Source organism: Sulfolobus islandicus Y.N.15.51 (assembly GCF_000022485.1).
GTDB classification, from domain to species: Archaea; Thermoproteota; Thermoprotei_A; order Sulfolobales; family Sulfolobaceae; genus Saccharolobus; species Saccharolobus islandicus.
The window spans coordinates 1,512,960-1,535,840 of record NC_012623.1 but is presented as its reverse complement, the minus strand read 5'-3'; the positions used below and the strand labels follow the sequence as shown (position 1 = coordinate 1,535,840).

General features: G+C 34.6%; 27 protein-coding genes and 3 pseudogenes. 14 read left to right on the top strand and 16 right to left on the bottom strand.

Going from position 1 to position 22,881, the window contains the following annotated elements; translation table 11 throughout:
- Window positions 1-23 precede the first annotated feature (23 nt).
- The gene (locus YN1551_RS15900; protein WP_012711142.1) at window positions 24-191 is read left to right on the top strand and encodes a YHS domain-containing protein; all 168 of its coding nucleotides are present in this window, start codon (window positions 24-26) and stop codon (window positions 189-191) included.
- A gap of 12 nt (window positions 192-203) precedes the next feature.
- On the opposite strand, the gene lrs14 is transcribed toward YN1551_RS15900, so the two are convergent.
- From lrs14 to YN1551_RS08545, 3 genes are all read right to left on the bottom strand, one after another.
- Window positions 204-581 (bottom strand): HTH-type transcriptional regulator Lrs14, encoded by a 378-nt coding sequence (gene lrs14, locus YN1551_RS08555; protein ID WP_012711143.1) that lies wholly within the window; start codon window positions 579-581, stop codon window positions 204-206.
- A gap of 78 nt (window positions 582-659) precedes the next feature.
- A complete protein-coding gene (locus YN1551_RS08550) occupies window positions 660-1,031 on the bottom strand; it encodes a hypothetical protein (RefSeq protein ID WP_012713565.1) in 372 nt (123 codons plus the stop codon).
- 34 nt (window positions 1,032-1,065) lie between these two features.
- Window positions 1,066-1,560 (bottom strand): hypothetical protein, encoded by a 495-nt coding sequence (locus YN1551_RS08545; RefSeq protein ID WP_012713566.1) that lies wholly within the window; start codon window positions 1,558-1,560, stop codon window positions 1,066-1,068.
- A 52-nt stretch (window positions 1,561-1,612) separates the two neighbouring features.
- On the opposite strand from YN1551_RS08545, the gene YN1551_RS08540 reads away from it, so the two are divergent.
- A complete protein-coding gene (locus YN1551_RS08540; RefSeq protein WP_012713567.1) occupies window positions 1,613-2,035 on the top strand; it encodes a glycine cleavage system protein H in 423 nt (140 codons plus the stop codon).
- On the top strand, window positions 2,025-2,351 hold the full coding sequence (locus YN1551_RS08535) for a hypothetical protein (protein WP_012711147.1): 327 nt from the start codon (window positions 2,025-2,027) through the stop codon (window positions 2,349-2,351). Before YN1551_RS08540 ends, YN1551_RS08535 begins: the two co-directional genes overlap by 11 nt.
- On the opposite strand, the gene YN1551_RS08530 is transcribed toward YN1551_RS08535, so the two are convergent.
- Window positions 2,332-3,468: an MFS transporter gene (locus YN1551_RS08530; protein WP_012717551.1), complete on the bottom strand. Its 1,137-nt coding sequence runs from the start codon at window positions 3,466-3,468 to the stop codon at window positions 2,332-2,334. The genes YN1551_RS08535 and YN1551_RS08530 overlap by 20 nt on opposite strands.
- A gap of 3 nt (window positions 3,469-3,471) precedes the next feature.
- Window positions 3,472-3,792: a hypothetical protein gene (locus YN1551_RS08525; protein WP_012713570.1), complete on the bottom strand. Its 321-nt coding sequence runs from the start codon at window positions 3,790-3,792 to the stop codon at window positions 3,472-3,474.
- Between the two features lie 200 nt (window positions 3,793-3,992).
- Between YN1551_RS08525 and YN1551_RS08520 the strand changes: the two genes are divergently transcribed.
- Entirely contained in the window at window positions 3,993-4,376 is a 384-nt protein-coding gene (locus YN1551_RS08520) for a helix-turn-helix domain-containing protein (protein ID WP_012716070.1), read from the top strand.
- A gap of 197 nt (window positions 4,377-4,573) precedes the next feature.
- On the opposite strand, the gene YN1551_RS08515 is transcribed toward YN1551_RS08520, so the two are convergent.
- Window positions 4,574-4,882 carry a hypothetical protein gene (locus YN1551_RS08515; protein ID WP_012713572.1) on the bottom strand — a complete coding sequence of 103 codons (309 nt, stop codon included), beginning with the start codon at window positions 4,880-4,882 and terminating at the stop codon, window positions 4,574-4,576.
- 53 nt (window positions 4,883-4,935) lie between these two features.
- On the opposite strand from YN1551_RS08515, the gene YN1551_RS08510 reads away from it, so the two are divergent.
- The gene (locus tag YN1551_RS08510; protein WP_012713573.1) at window positions 4,936-5,232 is read left to right on the top strand and encodes a hypothetical protein; all 297 of its coding nucleotides are present in this window, start codon (window positions 4,936-4,938) and stop codon (window positions 5,230-5,232) included.
- A gap of 3 nt (window positions 5,233-5,235) precedes the next feature.
- Here YN1551_RS08510 and YN1551_RS08505 read toward each other — a convergent pair whose 3' ends face one another.
- Window positions 5,236-5,700 (bottom strand): DUF2258 domain-containing protein, encoded by a 465-nt coding sequence (locus YN1551_RS08505; protein WP_012713574.1) that lies wholly within the window; start codon window positions 5,698-5,700, stop codon window positions 5,236-5,238.
- Window positions 5,701-5,733: 33 nt separating this feature from the next.
- A complete protein-coding gene (locus YN1551_RS08500) occupies window positions 5,734-6,486 on the bottom strand; it encodes a hypothetical protein (RefSeq protein WP_012717550.1) in 753 nt (250 codons plus the stop codon).
- Between the two features lie 66 nt (window positions 6,487-6,552).
- Here YN1551_RS08500 and acnA point away from each other — a divergent pair, with 66 nt between their 5' ends.
- The 5 genes and pseudogenes from acnA to YN1551_RS08480 all read left to right on the top strand — a co-directional run bounded on the left by acnA (window position 6,553) and on the right by YN1551_RS08480 (window position 11,380).
- Window positions 6,553-9,120, top strand: a complete 2,568-nt coding sequence (acnA, locus tag YN1551_RS08495; RefSeq protein ID WP_012716073.1) for an aconitate hydratase AcnA — start codon at window positions 6,553-6,555, stop codon at window positions 9,118-9,120.
- A pseudogene (locus YN1551_RS08490) lies at window positions 9,104-9,574 on the top strand (DUF402 domain-containing protein); the annotation flags it as partial. The gene acnA and the pseudogene YN1551_RS08490, both read left to right, overlap by 17 nt.
- A gap of 96 nt (window positions 9,575-9,670) precedes the next feature.
- Window positions 9,671-9,861, top strand: a pseudogene (locus YN1551_RS15890) (hypothetical protein).
- Window positions 9,862-9,864: 3 nt separating this feature from the next.
- Window positions 9,865-10,671 (top strand): annotated as a pseudogene (locus YN1551_RS08485) (DUF402 domain-containing protein); the annotation flags it as partial.
- Between the two features lie 157 nt (window positions 10,672-10,828).
- Window positions 10,829-11,380, top strand: coding sequence for a hypothetical protein (locus YN1551_RS08480; RefSeq protein ID WP_012713578.1), 552 nt, complete (start codon window positions 10,829-10,831; stop codon window positions 11,378-11,380).
- On the opposite strand, the gene YN1551_RS08475 is transcribed toward YN1551_RS08480, so the two are convergent.
- From YN1551_RS08475 to YN1551_RS08465, 3 genes are read right to left on the bottom strand one after another with little or no spacing between them, the layout of a single operon-like run.
- Complete coding sequence (locus YN1551_RS08475) at window positions 11,370-12,512, bottom strand: vWA domain-containing protein (RefSeq protein ID WP_012713579.1); 1,143 nt, start codon at window positions 12,510-12,512, stop codon at window positions 11,370-11,372. The genes YN1551_RS08480 and YN1551_RS08475 overlap by 11 nt on opposite strands.
- A gap of 10 nt (window positions 12,513-12,522) precedes the next feature.
- On the bottom strand, window positions 12,523-13,329 hold the full coding sequence (locus tag YN1551_RS08470; RefSeq protein WP_012717549.1) for a metallophosphoesterase: 807 nt from the start codon (window positions 13,327-13,329) through the stop codon (window positions 12,523-12,525).
- Window positions 13,329-13,955 carry an FHA domain-containing protein gene (locus tag YN1551_RS08465; protein ID WP_012717548.1) on the bottom strand — a complete coding sequence of 209 codons (627 nt, stop codon included), beginning with the start codon at window positions 13,953-13,955 and terminating at the stop codon, window positions 13,329-13,331. Before YN1551_RS08465 ends, YN1551_RS08470 begins: the two co-directional genes overlap by 1 nt.
- Before the next feature lie 54 nt (window positions 13,956-14,009).
- Between YN1551_RS08465 and YN1551_RS08460 the strand changes: the two genes are divergently transcribed.
- Together YN1551_RS08460 and trm10 are read left to right on the top strand one after the other, a co-directional pair.
- Window positions 14,010-15,080 (top strand): VWA domain-containing protein, encoded by a 1,071-nt coding sequence (locus tag YN1551_RS08460; RefSeq protein ID WP_012717547.1) that lies wholly within the window; start codon window positions 14,010-14,012, stop codon window positions 15,078-15,080.
- Complete coding sequence (gene trm10, locus YN1551_RS08455) at window positions 15,077-16,000, top strand: tRNA (adenine(9)-N1)-methyltransferase Trm10 (RefSeq protein WP_012716077.1); 924 nt, start codon at window positions 15,077-15,079, stop codon at window positions 15,998-16,000. Before YN1551_RS08460 ends, trm10 begins: the two co-directional genes overlap by 4 nt.
- 29 nt (window positions 16,001-16,029) lie before the next feature.
- Here trm10 and YN1551_RS08450 read toward each other — a convergent pair whose 3' ends face one another.
- Entirely contained in the window at window positions 16,030-16,347 is a 318-nt protein-coding gene (locus YN1551_RS08450; RefSeq protein ID WP_012713584.1) for a hypothetical protein, read from the bottom strand.
- Window positions 16,348-16,385: 38 nt separating this feature from the next.
- Between YN1551_RS08450 and YN1551_RS08445 the strand changes: the two genes are divergently transcribed.
- Complete coding sequence (locus YN1551_RS08445; RefSeq protein ID WP_012716078.1) at window positions 16,386-17,123, top strand: CoA-transferase subunit beta; 738 nt, start codon at window positions 16,386-16,388, stop codon at window positions 17,121-17,123.
- On the opposite strand, the gene YN1551_RS08440 is transcribed toward YN1551_RS08445, so the two are convergent.
- Window positions 17,098-17,859, bottom strand: coding sequence for a CoA transferase subunit A (locus tag YN1551_RS08440; RefSeq protein WP_048052451.1), 762 nt, complete (start codon window positions 17,857-17,859; stop codon window positions 17,098-17,100). The two genes, YN1551_RS08445 and YN1551_RS08440, sit on opposite strands and share 26 nt — an antisense overlap.
- Before the next feature lie 128 nt (window positions 17,860-17,987).
- Here YN1551_RS08440 and YN1551_RS08435 point away from each other — a divergent pair, with 128 nt between their 5' ends.
- Entirely contained in the window at window positions 17,988-18,449 is a 462-nt protein-coding gene (locus YN1551_RS08435; protein ID WP_012716080.1) for a MarR family winged helix-turn-helix transcriptional regulator, read from the top strand.
- On the opposite strand, the gene YN1551_RS08430 is transcribed toward YN1551_RS08435, so the two are convergent.
- Genes YN1551_RS08430 through YN1551_RS08420 form a run of 3 tightly spaced genes read right to left on the bottom strand, consistent with a single transcriptional unit; the run spans window position 18,450 to window position 22,824 of the window.
- On the bottom strand, window positions 18,450-19,646 hold the full coding sequence (locus tag YN1551_RS08430; RefSeq protein WP_012713588.1) for an ABC transporter permease: 1,197 nt from the start codon (window positions 19,644-19,646) through the stop codon (window positions 18,450-18,452).
- Entirely contained in the window at window positions 19,643-22,150 is a 2,508-nt protein-coding gene (locus tag YN1551_RS08425; RefSeq protein WP_012717545.1) for a COG1361 S-layer family protein, read from the bottom strand. The genes YN1551_RS08430 and YN1551_RS08425 overlap by 4 nt, the downstream gene beginning before the upstream one ends.
- The gene (locus YN1551_RS08420; RefSeq protein WP_012717544.1) at window positions 22,147-22,824 is read right to left on the bottom strand and encodes an ABC transporter ATP-binding protein; all 678 of its coding nucleotides are present in this window, start codon (window positions 22,822-22,824) and stop codon (window positions 22,147-22,149) included. Before YN1551_RS08420 ends, YN1551_RS08425 begins: the two co-directional genes overlap by 4 nt.
- Between the last annotated feature and the right edge of the window lie 57 nt (window positions 22,825-22,881).

Below are 22,881 nucleotides of genomic sequence, written 5' to 3'. Positions count from 1 at the left end.
ATAAAAAATTTATTTTTAACAACATGAAGGTCATATGCCCAGTATGTAATAGGTTATTTGAAGCTGAATGTACTCCCTATACTACTGACTATAATAATATTAAGTATTATTTTGACACTGAAATATGTATGTTAGCCTTTTTAAGAGAACCAGATAGATTTGCTTTTAAATGTAAGAAAAACGAAGGTTAAAAACAAACTAATTCACTTTCCTTTCAATTCTTGTGGTATTGTACTAGAGAATAAGTCAGCACAATATTTGAAATCGCTCGAAATCTTCTCAGTAATTCTGTCCGCCTCTATGGGCTTATAGATATATCTTGGTCTTCCTCCCTTCGATGAAGAATCTTTTACCCTATCCACAAAGCCCAATGAAACTAGTTTATTTACAGATCTATTTATTGAAGCCTTGCTTAAATGAAGCATTTCAGCTAATTCATCTTCAGTCTTCGGTCCACTGTTCAGCAATGTCTTTAACACTTGGAAGTCAGTATCTGAAATATCATAGCAGAAGTTCAGTGCATCTACTAATCCAACTTCTTTTCCAGATGGAAGCCTAACTCTTATATTCTCTACTTGCATATGAATATATCAGAAAAAACGTATATATAAATCTTTCCTTATTTTAGCAAAAAAAGTTAACGTGATTTTTTGGAAATTCTATGCCCATAAACCCTTATTCATATCCTCCAATTTAGTAGCTAATGCTATTTGAAAATATCTAAATACCTCTACAGTGAATCGCAAAGCAGATTGATCATCCATTTGCTGAATCTTATTTAGTAAATCGCTTATAAATCTGGCCATATCATTCAACGTGGTCTTTTCCATTGTATATGTATACTGATCTAACTTGAGTATTTCAAGTATTTCATTTTTGTCCTTAGCTTGCTTTAGTTTCTTATAAATTTGAAGAACAACTCCCTCCCCATCTTTCCCAAAGAGAGCATCTTGAGGATTTCTTAACCATCTCGCATAAGTAGCAGCTAACTTCTTTGCCTCATTCTCAATCGACATATTCTTATATTTCATTCAGAAATTATAAACTTATTTAAAAACACTTTTCCTACCTTATAACTTTAAGTCTCTTAAGTGAGGATATAGCGTCTTCTAGATTAGCAGAATATAAGAATGGAGAATATTTAGAACAGTCTTGATATCTCTTCACGCAAATAACTTTTATTCTAGAATCGAAAAATCTTGCAGATAGTAAATCTAAGGGGGATGATGCTAAAGTTACTATTTGTAAAGGATCCCATCTAGAGACCTCAATTAAAATCCTATACGGCTCTTTTGATGGTTTAGTTCTTCCTCTATTGACTATGACGTAACTGGGTTTCAAATTAATTCTCTCCAAAATGGTCTTTGTAGTAGTTTCATCATAGGGAGAGAGAATGGCTAATTCCACTTCTCTAATCTGATCATAGATTTTGAGCCAATCATCATTAATATCATAAGTGATGGGTAAGCTAATCTTGTCTCCCTTATAAATCTTGTAAAGTGAGTCAGTTAGATCTATTTTTAGAATAACTCCATCTAACCAAACTGCGAAATTAACCATAATTATGGTTTACTAAATAAAGTTTATAAGCTTAAAAATATGTCAAATATTTATGAAGATCTTAGGGTTTACCTTCCCTGATGATTTACTTTATGAACCGGAAAAACATGTGTGGGTAAGGATAGAAGATAATAATGTAATTAGTATAGGCGTTACTGATCTAGGACAATATATGGCTGGCAAAATATTTCAAGTTACAGCGAAACAGAAGGGCGAGAAAGTAAATGGAAGAAGCGTTTTATTCTCCATTGAGAGTGCTAAATGGATAGGTAAGTTTAGGTTGCCAATAGAGGGTGAAGTTTTTGACGTAAATGAAGAAGTAGTAAAAAATCCTTCATTAATTAATGAAAGACCTTATGATAGTTGGATAATTAAGATAAGGATAGAGGATGTCGATATTATAAAAAGAACTTTCAAACCAATTCAAGAAGCATACAAGCAATTTGAGGAGGAGGCAAAAAGAGTTGTTAGATGATAAGGAAATAGTGTTAAGCGCATTAGAGAAGGTGGATAAGTTTTACGTTTACTTGGCTGGAATAAATAATAATGAAATACTTCTGGTTACTACGTTGAACGTTCCTAACGAAGTTGAGATTGAGGGAAAGAAGTTCAAGGTAGTTACATATCAACCTGATGATTATTTAAATCAAGTAGTAGAAAAAGAGTATGAGATTTTTCGAAAATACAAGATATACTATTTTGTAAAGGCTTATATGAGAAAAATACTTGACACGCTTTCCTCTGCTGAAGTTGAACGAATGAGTATTGATATTAAAGATAATCTCTCATAAATTTAAGTTTATAGTAAAAAATTAAAGAAAGAAAAGAGAGTACACTAATAAAAGTCCACAAATATGTATATGTAAATAAGTTTATAAGTAGAGGGGCTATTATGGAGCCAACTATACCGCTAGATTGCCAAAAGAAGTTAGCAAATCCAGTTACGCTACCACTCCGCTCTTTTCCCCCAATTACAGCTACTGCTGTAGAACTCGTTGGCGTTATAATAAACCTGAAGAAACCTAAAGCCAATGCGTCAATACCTATAACCATTACGTTCTTCGTAAATGAAAAAATAAGTAACGAGAAACTATACAAGCTTATGAACAATAGAAATGTTCTCTTAACACCTAACGATTTTATTATATATCCAGCTAGAATAGTAGAGAAAATTCCGGTTAATGCAGTGAGCGAGTATATTATACCTGCTACATATTCGTTTCTAACTACACCCAGTAAATATTTATAAAGATATAGAACAAGCACCCAATATGTTAAATAGAATAAAAAACCTCCAATTGAAATATATATGGAGTTCTTATCTCTAATTACGTCCTTAAACTTAATTATACTTTTCGTTAACTTCAATGAAGGAAGATAGAGGAGGGCTAAAATACCTAAAATTATGGAAAATACACTTATAAAATAGAATGAGAACTCCCAACTAAATGTTAAAGCTAGAAAAGGTATTACAATACCGGAAGCTACGATAGATAAGGGCCAAGCCATGCTATAAATACTCATGGCAATAGGTAAGTCTTTGTCATCAAAGGAGGTGCTGAGTAGTTTTACTGTAATAGGATATATCCAACCAGCAGAAAATCCCATTAGAAAGCTTGCGAGATATTCAACCGTAATGAGAGGAAAAGTTGCTGAGACAAACGACGTGACTGCTACACCTAATAAAGAGAGGAAAAGTAAGCGTTTCGCAGAAATACGATCCGCCAACGTTCCAGAAGGAATTTGGATTAGAATATAGCCTAGGAAGAAAAGTGCGAATATTATACTATCTTCAGTAGTAGTAGTCTTTAATGTGGAAAGAGGTGCCACAATACTCCAAGCGACTCTGGAAAAGTATGAGAGGAAAAATGATGATGCTGAGAGAAAAATTACTCTCTTCCCTTTCACAGCTTAAAAACATACTGGTAAGTTAAATAACCTTCGTGACTTACTACAAACTAGACAGAACATCGTTGGGTCTATCTTCTCTTTATTTATTATTCTAGTAGATAAAGAATTGATCATATTACTAATCTCTCTATCTTCTCTAATTTTCTGAATTTTATCCATACTATCTTTCTTATGCCTCTCATATGCGGTTATTGACATATTAACAGATTTACATGCCTCACGTAGTGATAAACCCTTACTCAGTAAGCTCATTACTAACATAACCTTCAAAGCTGGAACTACATTAACATATCCATCTTCACAAAATGTGGAGTAACGCATATATATTATCTCTCCGCAGAAACATTTAACAGCATTTATTATTAGCCTTTATAATTAACTATTAACAGTGTTTATCATAATAAGAAAATCTTGGAGAAGATAATTGAAATACACTTATATATATTTATGGACAAATGTATATTTGGATATACACGACTTTTTTAAGTAAGTAAGCTAAATAGATATATGGTGAAAAAGAAATGGCTGAAAAAGTTAGGTTCCCCGATGGAAGAGAAGTAGATATACATGACTTCGTAGCCTTCATGTATGGTCTATCTAAAAGCGATGTAGAGGTACTACACATATTATTGCAAAATGGAAAGATGACCACTGACGACCTATCTCAAAAATTAAACGTGACTAAAGCTTCTATAAGTAAAGCTTTGAATAACTTACTTGACAAAGGTTTAATACAGAGGGAAAAGGCTCCAGCTGAAAAAGAGGAAAGGAAAGGGAGACCAAATTACATATATTGGGTAGAAAAAGAGAGGTTATACAAGAAATTAGAAGCAGATCTAGAAAAACTTGCAGGTACAGTAAAGGACGCATTGCAAAAACACACTGCATTAGAAATAGTCATTTAAACTTTTTCAATCAAACATTTTTATATGGCTGAATTCAAGTCTATAAGACAAATTTTATCTATTCCTAACTTTGGTGTTTGTAGCCAGTGTGGGAAGGAGGTAGAGTATGCCGAATTTATCTTAGTACATAAAAACAGGGCTTATCTATTTTGTTCTAAATCATGCTTTAGAAAATGGTTAAGGGAAACTAGAGTACATTATGGCGATTGAGAAGTAGTTCCTTGCTGCTGTTGCTTCTTCTCTTCCTTCTTAGTTTCCTCCTTCTTTGGCTTTTTAATTCTCTCTATACTAATTTCGAAGAAGTACTTTACTTGATCACCTTCACACTGCTTAGTCATTAAAGTTTCAGACTTACTCAATGGGGTGCACTTTACTTGAGCTTCTCCTACTAGTTCATCTATAAACCTTCTTGCATTGACCAATTTTCTAAATTTCTTCTCTATTGTTATAGGTTCTTTTCCAGCTCTCTCAATCTTAGCCTTCAAATTATACTTTACAACTTTCATATTTCATCCTAATCCATACAAAGTTATAAGTTTGATTACATAATATACTTAGCATGTTACCAGTATTAACTACGAGCGGAATAATTTCAATCGTTATAGCGTTTTTGTTAGGGTTGCTAATAGGTTTTCTTGTGAAAAAGATCATACAAATAGGACTCATATTGCTTGCTATCGTTATAATACTGATCGCAGTTGGCTACATTACGCCTCAAGATGTGATAAACTTCTTACATACATTATCGGCAAAATTGCCTTCCGTAATTTCAAGCACTGAGAACTTGAAATCTATAATTCCATATACCTCAATAACATTCATTATAGGATTCATAATAGGGATAATAAAAGGGTAATTTCTACTTTAAAAGGGATAATATATCCTCTAATTTTTTCCTTAATTCTGAAATTTCTTCTTTCAGTTTTTCATTCTCACTAACGACATCTTTATACTTCTCTGCACATTGCTCTTCAGTAATGTACCTCAATATTCGCAAATTACTGAAAATTAATTTTTTATTTTGATTATCATATTCAGCATCTACTGATATTCTAATAACATCCAATTTACCTAGCTTCATCTCCTCCACAATTTTGGCATATAGTTGTTTATTTAGCTCACTCACATCTCTAATAATAACTTCCTTAGGTGCTATCTTGCTAAATGCAACCAATGCGACTCTCCTTAACTTATCAGCGTATCTAGCAGCAATTATGAGACCGGTACTCAATTCAAACTTATTTTGACCTAATGCAGAAACCCTAGTGGTTGTTTGTTCATATTCTTCTGCTCTTTCCATATCACGGTTAATTTCTTCGCTCATCTATTACTATAATATTATTTTACAATAAAAATTTTATGGCATCTTAGTTTCCCTACCTAGACTATCCTTTGCTATAACTGTACCATCTTCTTTATATGTAACTTGCATGAGATTCTTAACTAATTCCAATACTTTAGATGGTTTCACGCAATTGATTTTGATCTCACTACAGATAGCCTCAACTATCCTATCTAAACTCCAAAGTGATAACGGAGCTTTCATTCGCCTAACAAGCACTATATCTGAAAACTCGTTACAGACTGAAAGGTTTAATTCCTTGCATCTATTCTTTAATTCATTATTCCCTAACGGAATTGTTTTTAGATTAACGCATGATCTCCATTGTATTACACTTCTAAATGCCTTAAAGGAATTTGAAACAGCGGAAATTTCATCTTGTCTTAAAAATCCTGACACTGCTGATGATAAGAAGGAAAAAATGGATTTTCTTATCCTTTCACAAGTAAAGTTATTCAAATTGAATTTAACGTTCTCAGGGAATTGCCCACAGACTACGTTAGAATCATAAAGTAGATAATAACAAATTGGATCACCTTTCTCGCATAGATCTATGAGGTTCTTTTCAGAAAGTACAATAGGTGAGTAGCCTAAACTTGCAAGCTCAAGCATTAAATATTTATCCTCAGTTATAGCGAAAACGTTTATATCTGAGATACCTTCTACGAAATCCTCTTGCCTTGTATAAGATCCGAAATATGCTAGTAGTTTAACTTTTTTGCAGATCTCTAAAATCTCACTCACATACAATACTACTTTGTGTTGCAAATATCTTTATCACTGACAGTCTTTTTTATAAACTAATTTTTTTGCTCGGAGTGAGTATGTTTATATATGCCAAGTAAATTTTCATACAAAGGTTCAGAAATATATTATTATCCTTTAAAAGAATTGGAAGAAAAAGGTTATAAAATAAGTGATCTACCCTATTCAATAAGAATCCTTATTGAAAACGTTTACAGAAATTTAGATGGAAATAAGATAACAGAAGAAGACCTTGAGAATATAACTAAATGGAAGGTAGGAGAAGAATTGGCTTTTATGCCAACTAGAGTTGTAATGCAAGACTACACTGGAGTTCCCCTATTAGTTGATTTAGCAGCAATGAGAGAGAAGATGATTCAACTGAAGAAAGATCCCAAGATGATCAACCCAGTAGTTCCGGCAGACCTAGTCATAGATCATTCGGTACAGGTGGACTATTACGGTACAGTTTACTCACTAGAGTTCAATATGAAAAAAGAATTTGAAAGAAATTTGGAAAGATATCAATTTTTAAAATGGGCTCAAGGGGCATTTAGGAACTTAAGAATTGTGCCTCCAGGTAAAGGGATTATCCATCAAGTAAACCTAGAATACTTAAGTACTGTAGTCACAAAGGCTGAAGTAAAGGGTTTGTTAACTGCATTTCCAGAGGTAATTATTGGAACAGATTCGCACACTACAATGATTGAAGGTCTGGGAATCCTAGGATGGGGAGTTGGTGGATTAGAAGCAGAGGCTGTACTTTTAGGAGAGCCATACTACCTTAATGTACCAGAGGTAATAGGTGTAAGATTATCTGGAGAGATTCAAGAAGGAGTAACTCCCACTGATGTTGTTCTTTACATTACGGAGTTATTAAGGAAAAAGAACGTGGTAAGTAAATTCGTGGAATTCTTCGGACCATCTTTATCGCTACTTTCTGTACCAGATAGGGCTACTATAGCTAACATGACACCAGAGTACGGTGCAACAGCAGCGTACTTCCCGATTGATGATGTAACCGTAAGCTATCTTGAACTTACAAATAGAGATGGAGAATTCGTTAAGAAATATTCCCAACTACAAGATTTATTCTATGACGATTCTAGGAAGATAAGGTATACGGATGTAGTAGAAGTGGATTTAAGTAAGATAGAACCAGCAATAGCGGGACCTAGAAATCCTGATGAGAGAATAGTTTTAAGAGAAGTTAAAGGAAAACTAAGTAAGGAGAAGAAGAAAAAGGGCAAATATGTAGAGGACAACGCTGTGGTCTTGGCTGCAATTACTAGTTGTACAAACACTTCTAATCCAACTGTAATGTTAGGTGCTGGTATCTTAGCTAAAAAGGCTGTTGAAATGGGATTAAGAGTACCTACTTACATTAAAACGAGTACTGCTCCCGGATCACCAGTAGTAGCTGAATACTTAAGGGAAACCGAATTATTACCATATTTAGAGGCCTTAGGTTTTCACTTAGTTGGTTTCGGATGTACAACGTGTATAGGTAATGCAGGGCCTTTACCAAAGCATGTAGAGGAGGACATTAAGGAAAATGGTATCGAAACATATGGGGTAATTAGTGGAAATAGGAATTTTGAAGGCAGAATAAACCCATTATTAAAGGGTACTTTTCTAGCCTCTCCAATCTTAGTAGTTGCTTATGCGTTAGCGGGAAGAATTGATATAGACTTCTACAATGAGCCTATAGGATACGATCCCAATGGAAAACCAGTGTATTTAAGGGATATCTGGCCTTCCTTAAAAGAGATAAAAGCCTACATGAATATGGCCTTAAAGCCAGAACTGTACAAGAAGAATTCCAATATCTTTGAAGGAAATGAATTGTGGAACTCATTAAAGACCCCACAAGGAGATGTATACAGTTGGGATGAGAAGTCAACCTACATAAGACTACCCCCATGGTACACTGAAGAAAAGCAGGAGGAGTTAGATGATATAGTTAACGCTAGAATACTATTGTTACTGGGAGATAAGATAACTACTGATCACATTTCGCCAGCTGGTCCAATTACCCCTGACTCACCTGCAGGATTATACTTAAAGCAATTTGGTGTAAGTGATCTAAATACCTATGGTGCTAGAAGAGGTAACCATGAGGTAATGTTAAGAGGGGGATTTTTCAATCCTAAGATGAAGAATCTATTAGTGGAAAAAGAAGGAGGATATACTGTTCACTTCCCAGATAGAAGGATTGCTAGTGTCTATGAAGTGGCAATGCAGTATAAAAAGGAGGGAGTTCCTCTAGTGATAGTAGCAGGTAAACAGTATGGAAGTGGAAGTTCAAGAGATTGGGCAGCAAAGGTGACCAAATTGTTAGGAGTTAAGGCAGTTTTAGCTGAGAGTTTTGAGAGGATACATAGGAGTAACTTAGTAGCTATGGGTGTAATACCTATACAAATTCAAGACTGGAGAAGTCTAGGAATAAAGGGAGATGAGACTATTAACATAAAGGGTATTAAGGATCTTAAACCTAAGAAAGAATTAGTCATAGAGTTTGTGAAATCTAATGGGGAGAAAATAACTACCAAGGGAATTGCAAGAATAGATAACAACGTTGAACTAACATATGTCAAGAAAGGAGGAATATTAAATTATGTGCTCGAGAAATTCTTAGAAAATGAAAGGAAGAGTTAGAATAAGGGGGATTTATGCTACAGCGTTAACGTCAATTTTTTCTTCTCTTTCGTATGAAATTGTACAACAATCTGTGGAGATAGCTGAGCGATTTATGCGGGAAGTAAATAATTTACCAGCAGACATTACCATAAAGGATTTTGAGTATGATAGAGGCAAGATTATCGTGATGGGAAATGGAACTATTGAGGAGGACCTACATGATGTATTTAAGTACTCATTCCACTGGAAAAGTCCTATCAAACTATACTCGGTAATAGAAGCAGACGAAAGTTGCACCTACGGTAACTTTAAAGTAGAACCATGCCTAGAAGAGGGAATCGTTATAAAACCGCCTTATGATGGAAAAATAGTATTAAGTGAGACTAAGGCTGTAAGTAAGTACGCAATGGTATGGAGAGGGAAGGGAGTAACTACTTTTTCTGAGCATATCAACAATGAGGAGGAAAGACTGTAACACTTCTACGTAACTACTCGTTATTTTTAATTACTTCTAAATATCGTTTTGATTAAGTAATGCTTATATAGTATTACAATGTATTTTATATTGATGATCCCCCTAACTGATGACGGGTACTACTCACGAGGTTTGGGGAGTGATAAAAGTGTGGATGGGAGGGTAGTGGTGTTTCCCTCGACCAGCCCAATGATTTAAGGGTGACTGTGTATGATCCCTTAGGAGGGGTGCCCATGGCGGAATTAGAAGTAATTAAAAGTAAGGATAAGTTACGCCATGGGTAAACACTGAGGCTACTAACCTTAAGTTCACCTCTTAATAGAAAAGGATATAACGTAAAGTGGAGAAGTAATGCAAAATATGCAACACTAAACGAATTAAAGGAAGATCTAGAGAGATTAGTATTGAGGTATGAAAATAGGGAGTTTAGAGATCAAGGAGAGGATTTCTATTTAATAACCCTTTCATTACCGGATAAACTGCATTTAGATGAAGTCAGAAAGAGCATAGTTAACACTGTTAAGTACCATCATTTGTTAAAGTTAAGTTATAATAGGGAAGTGGACTCCTTAGAAAAGGATAAGGAAGGTTCTCCAGTTAAATTATTAGAAGCACTAATTTCCGATTTCATGAAGATTGAGCACATTAAGGCTGATGGAAAAGCGATCTACCTAAGAGGTGGGAAAGTAATTGAGAAGGAAGTTAATAATGACGGATATAGAATCACTCTTAGGCGTGAGATTAACGGTAATGGAGTTCTGGATGGTATAGGAAAAAGAATAGAGAATGGCGACTATGATATTGTAGAGTACAATTCTGATAAGTGGTATCAGATTCATAGGTATTATAGTGGTATAGATAACTCGTTAAAGGGAATCTATATTAATATATCAACACCACCAGAATTACTTAAAGGGAAAATAAGGTACTTAGATTTGGAAATTGATATTGCAATTAGAGATTCAGAAATAATAGTATTGGATGAGGATGAGCTAAACAAAAAAAGCATTTACATGTACTCTTCACTAGTAAATAAAGCTAAGGAAGTTGCTAATTATTTAATAGATTGTATTCAACAAAATAAGTTGATTTAATAGGATTATAGTCAAGATATTCTATAAAGTAAATGTCGTCATTGATTAAAAACTATTCAATCTTCTAGGAAAATATATAATGACAAATTAGCTTTTTGTTTAGTGTGATCAACGTTAAATAAGAAATAATTAAATATTACTAAGATGAGATATACATATGAAATTAAATGGAATTGACATTTCATCTATAATTTCAACTGAAACTAGTCACATAATAACTAGGTATGAGTTCGTGGATTCCTTGGCGGAGGAATTTCCAGCATATGTATCATATGATTTAAATAATAACGTTCTGCGAAAGCTCATAATATTTGATCCTCCAAAAATTGGTTTTAACTTCTATCCTAATTACAAATATACTGTAAAGATAATTAAAAGTACTGATAACTTGTATTCACTTAAAGGTAGTGATAAAGTACTGATAGCACTAAAAGCCTACAAAAAGGTCATAGGAGAAATGAGTGGATTGATGACAAAACTGCATTTTCTTGGAATAAAGAATGAAAGACTCTATCGAATGTTAATTTTAAATGACGTACCAATCATAGCGTCCAATAAAAAGGAATTGATGGACAAATTAATAGATTATTTAAAAGAAAATTATTATGTTAAAGTCTCTAATATACCTACAATTGTTGATGGGATTGAATATAAGGAAAGAAATGATATAAAGGTTTTAGACGTAGATTACGCTGCCATCATTCCCTAAGCTTTCTAGTAACCTCACTAGTAACTTCTTTTGATAGCCTTTTAGTCTGTTCAACAGTACCTATCCTTTTAGTGGTCTCTAATCCCTCTGACAACCTTCTAGTAGTCTCCATGAAGTCTATCCTCCTAGTCTGTTGGGCTATTTCATTTAGTTGATTAAGAGTTTTCGTAGCCTCAATCAATTGTTCAGCTTGAACTTGCTTAGCGTACTTATCCAACAGTTCGTAATACCTATATTCATTTATCACATCATTATTTATACCAGATACAAAGGTGTTTTGATCCTGCGCCCTCTTAACTTGAACAACTTGCAGTAACGATTCAAGTTTATTGGTTACTGGATCCTCATAATTGACTTTCACAGTTAAGAAGCTACCCTCATAATTGGCTGGTAAAATGGTTTCTCCAAAGATTTTGATAACATTTTCTATACCATTCACTTTTACGGGTGTTGTAGCGTAATTCAAAAGTTTCACATTACCCTCAGCAGCTATATCAACTGTAACGTTCTTTGCAGCTATTTGCGTTACAGCCTTTTGAGGAAGCTTTTGAGGTATCTCATTAGCATCTGAAATATGATACATTACTCCACTTGTCTTATCGCTAATATTCTGTAACAATTGTTCATTGTAATCATCTCCAATTCCGAAGGAATACACTTGCATTTTTTCGAAATAAGGTAACTTTAGATAGTTCCCCACATTCGTCTCATCAGTTGGGTTACCATCAGTTAGCAGTAATAGGTAAGTTGGCATTTGATACTTCTTTGCTAAACTATTTGCAGTTAAGATAGCTGTGTAAAGTGCAGTTTGCCCTCCTGCAGCTATCTGTAGTATCTCATTGGTTAAGTCTAGAGGGTCAACGAATTCCTTAATCACGTTCACATTTGATGAGAAAGTTATGAAGGAAACCTTATTACCCTTAGGTATTCTCTTAAATAGCTCTATGGCACCTTGTTTAGCTAACTCTATTTTATATCCAGTCATGGACCCACTAGTATCAAGGGCCACAATGTAATGGAAGCCCGTAGCTGAACCCAATTTCTCTGGAACTAATAATACCTTGAAAATGTACCTAACATCTCCGCTAAATGAGTACTTATGACTTGTATCTACTCTTAATGAAAGAGTCACATCACATCACCTAAACATACGCGTAATCAAATCTCCCCTCTTTTCTCATAACTAAAATTCCAGCCCTCATGTGATGATACCTACTGGAAAAAACCGTAATTACTTTACCACTCATGTCAGTCCTAAAACCATCTGCTACTTCATGCCCTCTTATTATACCTTTTAAAGAATTATTCTCCAAGAAATTATCAACGACACGTTTTCCAAAGAAATATATTCCCTCCCCCCTTATACTAGGTAAGAAGTCTAAATCGTCAATTCCTTCTCTCGGATCGTTCCACAATAATTGAAAGGCTATCGGGTTATCTGGATTTACGTCTGGTCTGGGTAATTTCTTAATCTCCTCAATTTTCTCTAAACCCATTGGCAAACCTCCATGAACGCAAAAATACCCATTAACTGCAGCAGCATAGGGCATATAGGAGAAAAGCTCAATAAACATTTCGTAGTTTTCTTCCCCCAATTTTTCCTTAACCTCCTCCTTAAATCCATAATACTCATTGGTTATTGGACTCTCGTGATTCCCTCTCAATACTATATACTTATTAGGATTCTCTACCATCTTACGTAAGATTAAGAGTAAGTTTCCCAATTGATCCTCTCCCCTATCAACGTAATCCCCCAAAAACACTACTAAATCAGCGTTATCAGCGAAATCGGAAAAAACCTTACTGGTAACGTCAATTGCACCGTGAGTATCTCCAACAAAAATCACGTTACCGTTGACTTCAAAATTTCCCGCAAATGGGGAATCGTATTTGGATTTATACATTTCAACAGCACTACCCACAACGCTCTTAACTTCATCTAAATTCATCATTCTCCCACAATTCTCACTACAGTATTATTACCTAGTTTTATAATTGAATTAGGCTGAACCCTAACCTTCCCCTTCACTGGCTGAAATACTTTTCCATCATAGATATAAGTACCATTAGTGCTGTTCAGATCCTCTAGGTACAACTCGTTGTTCTCAAAACTAATAATTGCGTGTTTTCTAGATACCTCGGGATCTGGGATAACTATTACGTTTTCTGGACTTCTACCTATGGATATTGAGGGAAATATATCGAAATCTAGGGGTAATTTAGTCTTATTAAATGCTGGATTAGGAGTATTGATGAAAAGGAGATAATATTTACTTACAGTAGTTGCAGCTGGCTGAGGCTGTTCAAGTTTTGGTTCACTAGGCTGTTCAACTACCACTTGCTGAGGTGTCTGTTGCTCGGCTACTGGCTGTTGTTCTGATGTTGTAGATTGTTGAACAAGTTGTTGCTCAGCTGCTGACTGTTGCTCCACTGACTGTTGTCCACTTGCTTGATTTTCAACGGAAGGTACTGGAGCTTGCTCTGCTTGTTGCTCTGGTTTTTTAGTACCACATTTGATGCAAAATAGAGAGTCGTCCGCATTTTCATAACCGCAAACTGGACATTTCCATGTCATGTTTGTATAAAAGGCGTCATAGTACTTAAAAATTTCTACTATAATATCTTAGATATGACTATTGCTATTAACCTTAAACAATCACATACTTATGCTTATAGCGATAGACCAACTGAAGTAGGCTTTGTCATTTACATAACCCCTCAGCAAAGTTCAGTAACAAGTAGCATACACTATATCATAATGATTGATAACAGTCCATCAATGCGTGGTGAAAAGCTAAATACTGCAGTACAATCAGCCCAAAAGCTTTTATATAATTTAAATGAGGGAAACTACGTAACACTAATTCTCTTCTCTAACCATCCTGAAATAAAGTATCAAGGACCAGCTAAAGGAATAATAACTTTCGACGTAGGTAAAGGATATACCACTAGGCTTCATGAAGCCGTTAGCTTCACCATTAACCTAGCTAAACAATCACAAGTACCTACTAAGATCATCATGCTAACTGACGGAAAACCAACTGATAAGAGGAACGTTAAGGATTATGAAAAACTTGATATTCCACCAAACACTCAAATAATTACAATAGGAATAGGCAATAATTATAATGAAAGAATCTTAAAGAAATTAGCAGATAGATCATCAGGAAAATTTTACCATATAAAAGATATATCTGAATTGCCTAATATTTTTGAGGGCCAAAGAACCACATCAACATATGCACATAATTTGAATTTAATAGTTCCTCAAGGCTTTATGCCTTTTAATTACGATCTTCCCATAACAATACCAATAGTAGAAAAGCTAATTGCAGTCTATGGAAGTTTCGTCATACCTGCTGGAAAGGAACCATACACGATTACATTCAGTGCAGACTATATCGACCCTATAGATAATCAAAGAAAGACGGTAACAAAAAGCGTTATTTTACAAAGAGGTAATCCGCAATTTGTGGAAAGCCATGCGGATAGAGATGTGATACTGGAGATTAGATACTATAGATTACTAAGAGAATACTCAGAAGCTTTAGAGGCTGGAAAAGATGCAACCAAAGTGCTTAATGAGTTAAAGAGAGTTGCCGAAGAAACTAGAAGACCAGAATTAATTGAGGAAACTAAAAAGTTGAGTAATGATAGTAAGAGTGATTTATCAGAAATAACTAGAAAGATGCGACAATGATCTTAGGTAAAGCTTTAGCAAGATATTTCACAAACACTCTTGGAATAGAAACATTAAAAATTTCTACTATGAAAAAACTATTCAAAACCGGATATCTACAATCAATTGCAATAAACATGCTTCTTTACGATTATGGAATATCTAAAAAACGCGATTATGGTAAGGTTACATCTGTTGAAGAAAAGATAAAGATTCTAAAAGGAAGAGGAGAGGAAATTACGGATTACGTTTTGTTAAAAAATGGGGAGATAAAGATACCCAGTGACATAATACCGAAAAGTCCGCAATTCATAATAGATTTAGGGAATATTGACTTATTACAAGACGAGGAGAAAACAAGTCTAGAACAACAAATACAAGTTTCGATAAAAACCATTAGGGAGTACTTGTTTGACTATAATCTGAAGTTAGCTCATACTCCAGATTCTTTCAAATTGGAGGGTAGAAATAAAATAGAGATTCTTAATCACATCCCTAAAGATAATGCCATTGTGCTAAACCCTTATGGTGACACGATTGCAAATGAGGAGATAATAAGGAATACTAAGTTTTTCATAATTGGGGGGATAGTTGATAAGGGAAGAAGACTTAAGAACGCGACCTATGAACTATCAAGAAAATACGGATATGATGAGTTACCACAAGTCAAGATTTCGTTAAGAAATTCTACAGTAGGAGTCCCAGATAGAATAAATTCTATTATAGAGATACTATTAAAAGTCATTGTAGGATATAACCTAGAAGAGGCTATTATATCAACCCAATCAAATGCTGACAAAGTGAGCAGGTTAATTAGGGAATTGAATATGTTAGAGAAATTTGATTATGATACAATAACTGGTTTAAAAAATTGGCTAAAAATTGACGATAAATTATTGAAATTAGCGCTGAAGAAAAGTAAGTTTAACACTCATATCTAATGAGGAGTAAAGGTTCCTTACATTGCATATCAATCAAACTCTTCTTGAATCTTCTTCCTCCCTTCAATAAACTTTCTGGGGAATGGTATTTCCTTGACTTCCTCTATCTTGATACCACTACTTCGTAGCTCCTCTACTGCCTTTTTTAGATCCTCCTCGTGAGTGGCGTACTTTACCGCTTCTTTCACTTTGTTAATAGAAGGATCATTGCTCCTGAATCTCTCAGCACTAACGCTAACCCAATTATTATTGTTCTTATAAACTAAAACAACATCTTGTAAGTATCCTTGAATTACGTGCTCTACACCAGCTATGTAATAATCACCTATTTTGTAAACCTTTACCATCAATATCTTTAATAACACGTAGAAACTTAAAATTATTCATGAAAAGTTACAGTGTAGATTACATCATTAAGGCTATTTCGACATTATTAGAAGATGGTGAATTAGTATATATTGGCTTAAATTCAATCTCATCGCTAATTGCATCTTTCATGGCCAGGGACCTTTACGGAAAAAAGATAAGAATAATAGGAGTAGCTGAAGCCTCAAATCCATCAAGAGTTTTATTGTCACCATCTACCGGAAATCCATTCTTCGTTGAAGCAGCTCCAGTTATAATTACTGCTGACGCATTTGACTTTGCACAGAAAGGTAAACTGGATGTCATGTTCTTAGGTCCAGCCCAAATAGACGAGGAAACTAATGTAAATTTAACTATGATTGGAAATGACTACTATAATCCTAAAGTTAAATTACCCGGTGGAGCAGCAACAGCGTTTATCCTACCCCTTTCTAAAAAGGCAATACTATGGAACCTAAAACACTCTAAGCGATCTCTTGTCAAAAAAGTGGACTTCATAACTGGAACAGCAAAGTTTTCAAATAATAAAGTATTCGTAGTGACAAATTTGGGAGTCTTAGCGTATAATAGAGAGGATAGAAAATGGTACTTAGAAGCGATCTATCCATTTAGCTCATATGAGAAAGTAGTAGAGAATACCGACTTTGAGGTAAAGAGAAAAGATAGTGAAAGGTTGATAGATCTGACTAATGAAGATTTGAGATTCATCAATTATATGGATCCTTATAACCTTAGAAGTGCTCTAGAAACTCTATGATTTTCTCATAATCTGCATCATAATACGGGAACATACTAGTTGGCTCTGCACCCTTAATTGCATGAACCACAGCGGTAACATATTCCCCATTAATAGTTGGCCTTCTACCATAAAAGTAGGATCTAGGAACTATCTCCTCAGCAGTTATTATGACTTTTTTGGATGCTTTTGCTTTATACTCATCTTCATAAAGTGGACCTAGAATCTCTGCATTTCCCTCTTCATCAGCCTTATTTACATGTATAATTGCAACATCGGGGTTGATAGCTTTCACAAGCACAATTTTCTCTCCACTGAATGGATCCTCGATAACTTTCCATGTACCTTCTCTTTCATGCATTTTAACTAAATCAGACCCTATTATTCCCTTAACCGGCATAAATGGTATACCAAAGCTTCCCGCTCTTATCCCAGCAATGAAAGCACCGCAAGTATCTTCCAACATTTCAACCTCTCTTTCTTCGATCATTTTCCTAAAATGCCTTGGGATGCTTGAGAACCATTCCAAAGTAGACATGGCTATTCTCAATTTCCTTACCAATCCATATTTTAACAAGACCTCAAGACCAAAGCCAGGCTCTCTATCTATAAAATAGAGATCTTTAACTCCTCTCTTCACTAAAGCATATATAAATGCCATAGGATTTCTATGTATGCTTATACCACTTATTGTCACAGAATCTCCATTCTTCACTAGTTCCACAGCCTCTTCCATTCTCATAAGTTTACTTTCCATATTTATAATATCTACAAAAGATATATATATAAGTACCTTCTCCACACAAAATTAGGATACAATTCTCATTTTAGGGAATTGAGAATAAGAATGTAATACAATTTAGATAAGGCTTGCGAGTTTTTGTAATGAGGAAAAACTTTATTGTTTATAAAGTTAAATATCTAACTGTGATATTGGCTATAAAATACTCAGAAGTTTGGGATCTAATAACTGGATTAACTAGAAGGATAAACAAGGAGACAGATAAGGCTCTTGAGCAAATAGGACTATCATACTTTGAGTTCAAGGTAATGTGCGCGTTGGAGGAAGAAGGAAAAGTCCCAATGAGCAGAATAGCTGAGAAATATATGTTGACAAAGGCAGGGTTAACAAGCATAATTGATAGACTTGAAGAGAAAGAACTTGTTAGAAGGGTAAGAAGTGAAAGTGATAGAAGAGTAATTTATGTTGAATTGACCGAAAAGGGAAGAGAAAAATTAATGGAAAGTAGGAAGATCTTCTTAAATGTCTTATCTTCTTTTCTAAGCAAATTATCAGAAGATGAGATAAAGGAGTTAGAGAGAATCTTTAGTAAGCTTTTTTCCTAACTACTCGTATCTCAAAGCCTTATTTGGATCTAGCCTAGATGCGTTATAAGCTGGTCCTAGTGCTGCTATAACACTTAACATTGTAGAAAATATTAGCACTAATAACATAAAGGTAGGAGAATAAATCGGCGATACTGAAAGACCCTTTAGAAAACTAAAGCCCAATCCGAAATGCTCTTGTGTTAATACTAATGCTACTACTGAACCTAATGCTAGCCCTATTATACTACCTATAAATCCCATTACACTGGCCTCAACTAAAAACATTGTGAGTACATCAAACTTTGTAAAACCTATTGCTCTTAATATTCCTATCTCCTTAGTTCTTTCCACAACTGTTGTAAACATTGTTGTAGTTACGCCCATAAACGAGACTATGAAAGATGTTGCCCCTGCAGATACTAGCAACCCGTTAAGAGATTGTAAAGTGTTATCTATTAGCTGTATAAATTCCTCAGCCACTACAATATCTAAGGAATTTCCAAATTTCTGTTTTATTTCATTTGCAACTTCATTCACTTCACCTAAAGAGTTTACTATTATTATTGCTCCACTATAAGAACTCGAAATTGACTGACCGAAAGATAAAGGCACTATTATTGACTTATCTATATCAACTCCGAGAAAACTTCCATATTCGTTCAAAACTCCAGTTACTAAAAATGTCTTACTGAAATTATTCCCATTATAAAATATAATTGTTTGTATCACTTGATTTGGTCTTATTGGACTATATCCACCTTGCGGATTTCCCAATTGATAACCTATTGAAGCTTCATAACTAACCTCTGCACCTGGAAAATAACCTGATGATAAACTTATAGCCGGAGCCGCTATCTTAAGTTGGTTTATGTTTACTGCAAATACAGTTGCTCCTTCATAGCCATTGGGTGTTCTAATTAACGCCGGAAACGAATAAAATGGAATGACCATTTTGACCCCAAGGATAGTCTCTAATTGGAGTATGAGGTATTGGGATAATGGCAATCCCCTTCCAGTAGGCGTCACGATAATGTCATAGGGTGAGAGAAAATTCGATATTTGAGAAATTATTGTATGTGAATAACCTAATACCATGGAGTTTATCGAGATTATTGTAGCTGGTCCAACAACTATTCCAAGGATGGTAAGTATTGCTCTAACCTTCCTTTCCTTTAGTGAGTTTAAAGCATAAGATATAAAATCCAGGATCTTCATTTTCGTAACCCCCTAAGACTCAAATAGATTATAATAATTATAAGAATTATTATCACGGCTATCAATAATATTGAGGTTATTGATATTTTATCTTGAGAATTAGTTGACGTTGGATAAGATACAACGTAAGAAAATGTATAAAATGTCATATTAGGTTGATATAACTCATTTTCGTAATTTGCAGTAATATTGAACTTATATAAACCCGGGGATAACGCTAAAGTAAAAGAGAACGGTGTTGGACTATTTGGGGGTACGTTTCCAATATAAATTGAGGAATAGTTATTAATGGATATTGTAACATATTGTGCGTTTTGTGATCCAGTATTTATTAATAACCCGTTAATTACAACTGTATTGTTTACAATTTGTGCGGAAACTTGCGTTATCTCCATTTTAACGAATCCCGTACTGAGTAAGTTTAATTGATATTGATAGGTCTGTGGAGATCCCTGGCCTAACACATAATTCAGAGTAACTACGATAGGTATTGACGTTGTTTGAGGAATTTGTGGTATAATATATAATGGGACAGTGTAAATGAAGTGAGAAGGAAGATATGGGATGTAAAGCTGATTTTGTGAGAGGTAAATTTCTTGTGACGGGTAATTTAAGTCAAGCCTTATGTTATATATCGTAAAGTTGGCTAGGTTTTGAATTGCTAGGATTTCAGTGTTGTTTGTATTATAATAAACTGTGGTTTTGAGAAAGGATATAAGTATTGGCGATTGTGACGAAGTAACTAGAACTGGAATTGTAAACGTCCTCACTATTTCGTTGGTAAAATAAGTATAACTCAATTTAATTACTAGCGGATACACAGCTGGTGGTAAGCCTTGTGGAGCGTATAGTGTATAGTAGAATGTTACTGATGAGTTGGGCTTCACGAAGGGAATTGTGTTATTTACAGATGTGATTACCTCTAAGCCTTGTGTGAGGGTTATTAGATTTACGTTATAAACATACTCCACCCCAAGGTTCACAACCTTAATTGGTACTAAGGCATACTCTCCATTACCTATTACTGTTTGATTGGCCTCAATTATCACTGGAGCAGGAGGTAAAACGTAAATATTATTCACTCCATCCACAGTTTTATCTTGATTGTAGGAAATCTTGTAAGTGAAATTAAGTACACCTACTGAGCTATTTGGAGTTATTTCTACTGGAATAGTTATTGGTATAGAAGAGTACTGAGGAATTCCGGGTAAGAAAATGAAAGGTTGCAAGGGAAATATGCCATTAGGAAATGTATATGTAATGTTGACACCAGTTATGGGTATTGGCAATGGATTATAGATTACCAATGTTAAGGGAATTGTTCCTATTCCGGGAAATGGCGTTATCGTAGTATTCCAAATTGCCTCAACTATCCTAGGAGTTTCATTATAGTAGATATTGGCATATGTTAGATAAGCTACTGTTAGTTTCTGATCCAATGCAGTGTAATTAATCTCTATTGGTATAGGGTATATTGAGGGTATTACTCCTTGAGGTATGTAAATCTTGAAAGTGTATATTACCTTTTCTCCCGGTGATAGAGAAATAGGCGTAAAGTTTGAGGAGATTGGTAGGAAGTTTGAGGGTAATTCTGGCTTTACACTAATTATAAAGCTACTAACGTTAGTTGAAATTCCTAGTACGAGTGTAGTTATATTATCTGGAGTTGACTGTATGGGATCAGAGTAAATGTTAATTCTAGCTTGAGGATATATCGTTATGTTTATACTCTTGTTTGAGGATTGCTTATAGAAATATCCTAGAAAGTTAGTAAATGAAAAAGAATAATTAAGAGTATAAACTCCCGGTTTAACAAGATTACTCACGTTCACTATTGAAGATACAAATATTGGTTCTCCAGCGGGTAAGGCTGGAATTGTAACTGTTAACTCTCTACTACCAGTTTGGGAAAATATTCCCTTGGGTAAGAATACGTTTAAGGTTACGTTTAGCATAGGTTCAGTTGTGGGATTAAAGACGCTAAGGGTAAGAGGTAATAAGCCTTCTCCTACCTGAGCAAATATTAGTTGTTGTGTAGTTCCCCAAAATACTTGATCCAAAACTGGAAAGGCTACGTTATAAATGGGTATAGTTATTTCTTGAATTATCTGACTTTCAGCACCAGTAACTGCGTTTTGGTATACTACTACTAATGGTACATTATAGGTCCCCGGCTCAGCATTATCATTTACATTGAGGAAGAACGTTATTTGCGAAGTTGTTAAAGATGATGAGGACACCGAACCATAAGCTATGCTACTTCCTCCTTCAGAGGTTATTGGTGTTCCAGAGAGAATCAAATATGCGTAAACAATCTGATACCCTACTTGCTGTGAGGCTATAACATAAAATGGCGTGTCATTATAAGCTGGATGTGCCCTTATTGGATTTTGTGGTGTTCCCCATCCCCAACTGGATATTACAACAGTACTCTGTGAGTTTACTGGAATTATAGGGAGAATTAATGAAAGTAACAATAAGACAATTATCAACTTCTTTATCATCTTTCTTCACCAACTATCTTTCCATCTCTGATGTAGATCTTTCTCCTTGTAAAACTCGCAACTTCTCTATCATGTGTTCCTACTGCTATCGTAGTTTTAAACTCCTCATTAATCTTTTTGAATATGTCCATTACAATTTTTGCATTGATACTATCTAAATTTCCAGTAGGTTCATCAGCTAATATGATCTTTGGATTTTGGGCTAATGCACGAGCTATAGCTACTCTTTGCTGTTGTCCCCCAGAAAGTTCTGACGGTCTTTTGTTTATTACTCCGTCTAATTCCACTAGTTTTAGAGAATTTATTGCTATCTCCTCCCTTTTCTTTTTTGGTATTCCTCTGGCTACTAGTGGTAATTCAACGTTTTGTAGTACACTAAGCCTCTGAATTAGATTAAAATTCTGAAATACAAAGCCTATATACTCATTTCTGATTTTTGAGATTTCGTTATCGCTTAGCTTAGTTACGTCCATTTCATAAATATATACCTTCCCTTGTGATGGTCTATCCAAAATTCCTAAGATTGATAAGAGAGTTGATTTTCCACTACCAGAAGGTCCCAATATTGAAATAAACTCTCCTTCATCAATACTTAGGTTTATATCTCTAAGCGCAACAGTCTTTACATTCCCCTCATAAATCTTGGTAACATTTTCAAGTCTTATTACGGGCATATATATTGGGTATTACGTAAAGTGGGTTAAAGATTTTTTCATCAAAGGTGCTTTGTG

Bases quoted from the DNA above. Each gene is read 5' to 3' on its own strand.
- YN1551_RS15900 (WP_012711142.1), top strand. From the start codon at position 24: ATGAAGGTCATATGCCCAGTATGTAATAGGTTATTTGAAGCTGAATGT.
- lrs14 (WP_012711143.1), bottom strand. From the start codon at position 581: ATGCAAGTAGAGAATATAAGAGTTAGGCTTCCATCTGGAAAAGAAGTT.
- YN1551_RS08550 (WP_012713565.1), bottom strand. From the start codon at position 1,031: ATGAAATATAAGAATATGTCGATTGAGAATGAGGCAAAGAAGTTAGCT.
- YN1551_RS08545 (WP_012713566.1), bottom strand. From the start codon at position 1,560: ATGGTTAATTTCGCAGTTTGGTTAGATGGAGTTATTCTAAAAATAGAT.
- YN1551_RS08540 (WP_012713567.1), top strand. From the start codon at position 1,613: ATGAAGATCTTAGGGTTTACCTTCCCTGATGATTTACTTTATGAACCG.
- YN1551_RS08525 (WP_012713570.1), bottom strand. From the start codon at position 3,792: ATGCGTTACTCCACATTTTGTGAAGATGGATATGTTAATGTAGTTCCA.
- YN1551_RS08520 (WP_012716070.1), top strand. From the start codon at position 3,993: ATGGCTGAAAAAGTTAGGTTCCCCGATGGAAGAGAAGTAGATATACAT.
- YN1551_RS08515 (WP_012713572.1), bottom strand. From the start codon at position 4,882: ATGAAAGTTGTAAAGTATAATTTGAAGGCTAAGATTGAGAGAGCTGGA.
- YN1551_RS08510 (WP_012713573.1), top strand. From the start codon at position 4,936: ATGTTACCAGTATTAACTACGAGCGGAATAATTTCAATCGTTATAGCG.
- YN1551_RS08505 (WP_012713574.1), bottom strand. From the start codon at position 5,700: ATGAGCGAAGAAATTAACCGTGATATGGAAAGAGCAGAAGAATATGAA.
- acnA (WP_012716073.1), top strand. From the start codon at position 6,553: ATGCCAAGTAAATTTTCATACAAAGGTTCAGAAATATATTATTATCCT.
- YN1551_RS08480 (WP_012713578.1), top strand. From the start codon at position 10,829: ATGAAATTAAATGGAATTGACATTTCATCTATAATTTCAACTGAAACT.
- YN1551_RS08470 (WP_012717549.1), bottom strand. From the start codon at position 13,329: ATGAATTTAGATGAAGTTAAGAGCGTTGTGGGTAGTGCTGTTGAAATG.
- YN1551_RS08465 (WP_012717548.1), bottom strand. From the start codon at position 13,955: ATGACATGGAAATGTCCAGTTTGCGGTTATGAAAATGCGGACGACTCT.
- YN1551_RS08460 (WP_012717547.1), top strand. From the start codon at position 14,010: ATGACTATTGCTATTAACCTTAAACAATCACATACTTATGCTTATAGC.
- trm10 (WP_012716077.1), top strand. From the start codon at position 15,077: ATGATCTTAGGTAAAGCTTTAGCAAGATATTTCACAAACACTCTTGGA.
- YN1551_RS08450 (WP_012713584.1), bottom strand. From the start codon at position 16,347: ATGGTAAAGGTTTACAAAATAGGTGATTATTACATAGCTGGTGTAGAG.
- YN1551_RS08445 (WP_012716078.1), top strand. From the start codon at position 16,386: ATGAAAAGTTACAGTGTAGATTACATCATTAAGGCTATTTCGACATTA.
- YN1551_RS08440 (WP_048052451.1), bottom strand. From the start codon at position 17,859: ATGGAAAGTAAACTTATGAGAATGGAAGAGGCTGTGGAACTAGTGAAG.
- YN1551_RS08435 (WP_012716080.1), top strand. From the start codon at position 17,988: ATGAGGAAAAACTTTATTGTTTATAAAGTTAAATATCTAACTGTGATA.
- YN1551_RS08430 (WP_012713588.1), bottom strand. From the start codon at position 19,646: ATGAAGATCCTGGATTTTATATCTTATGCTTTAAACTCACTAAAGGAA.
- YN1551_RS08425 (WP_012717545.1), bottom strand. From the start codon at position 22,150: ATGATAAAGAAGTTGATAATTGTCTTATTGTTACTTTCATTAATTCTC.
- YN1551_RS08420 (WP_012717544.1), bottom strand. From the start codon at position 22,824: ATGCCCGTAATAAGACTTGAAAATGTTACCAAGATTTATGAGGGGAAT.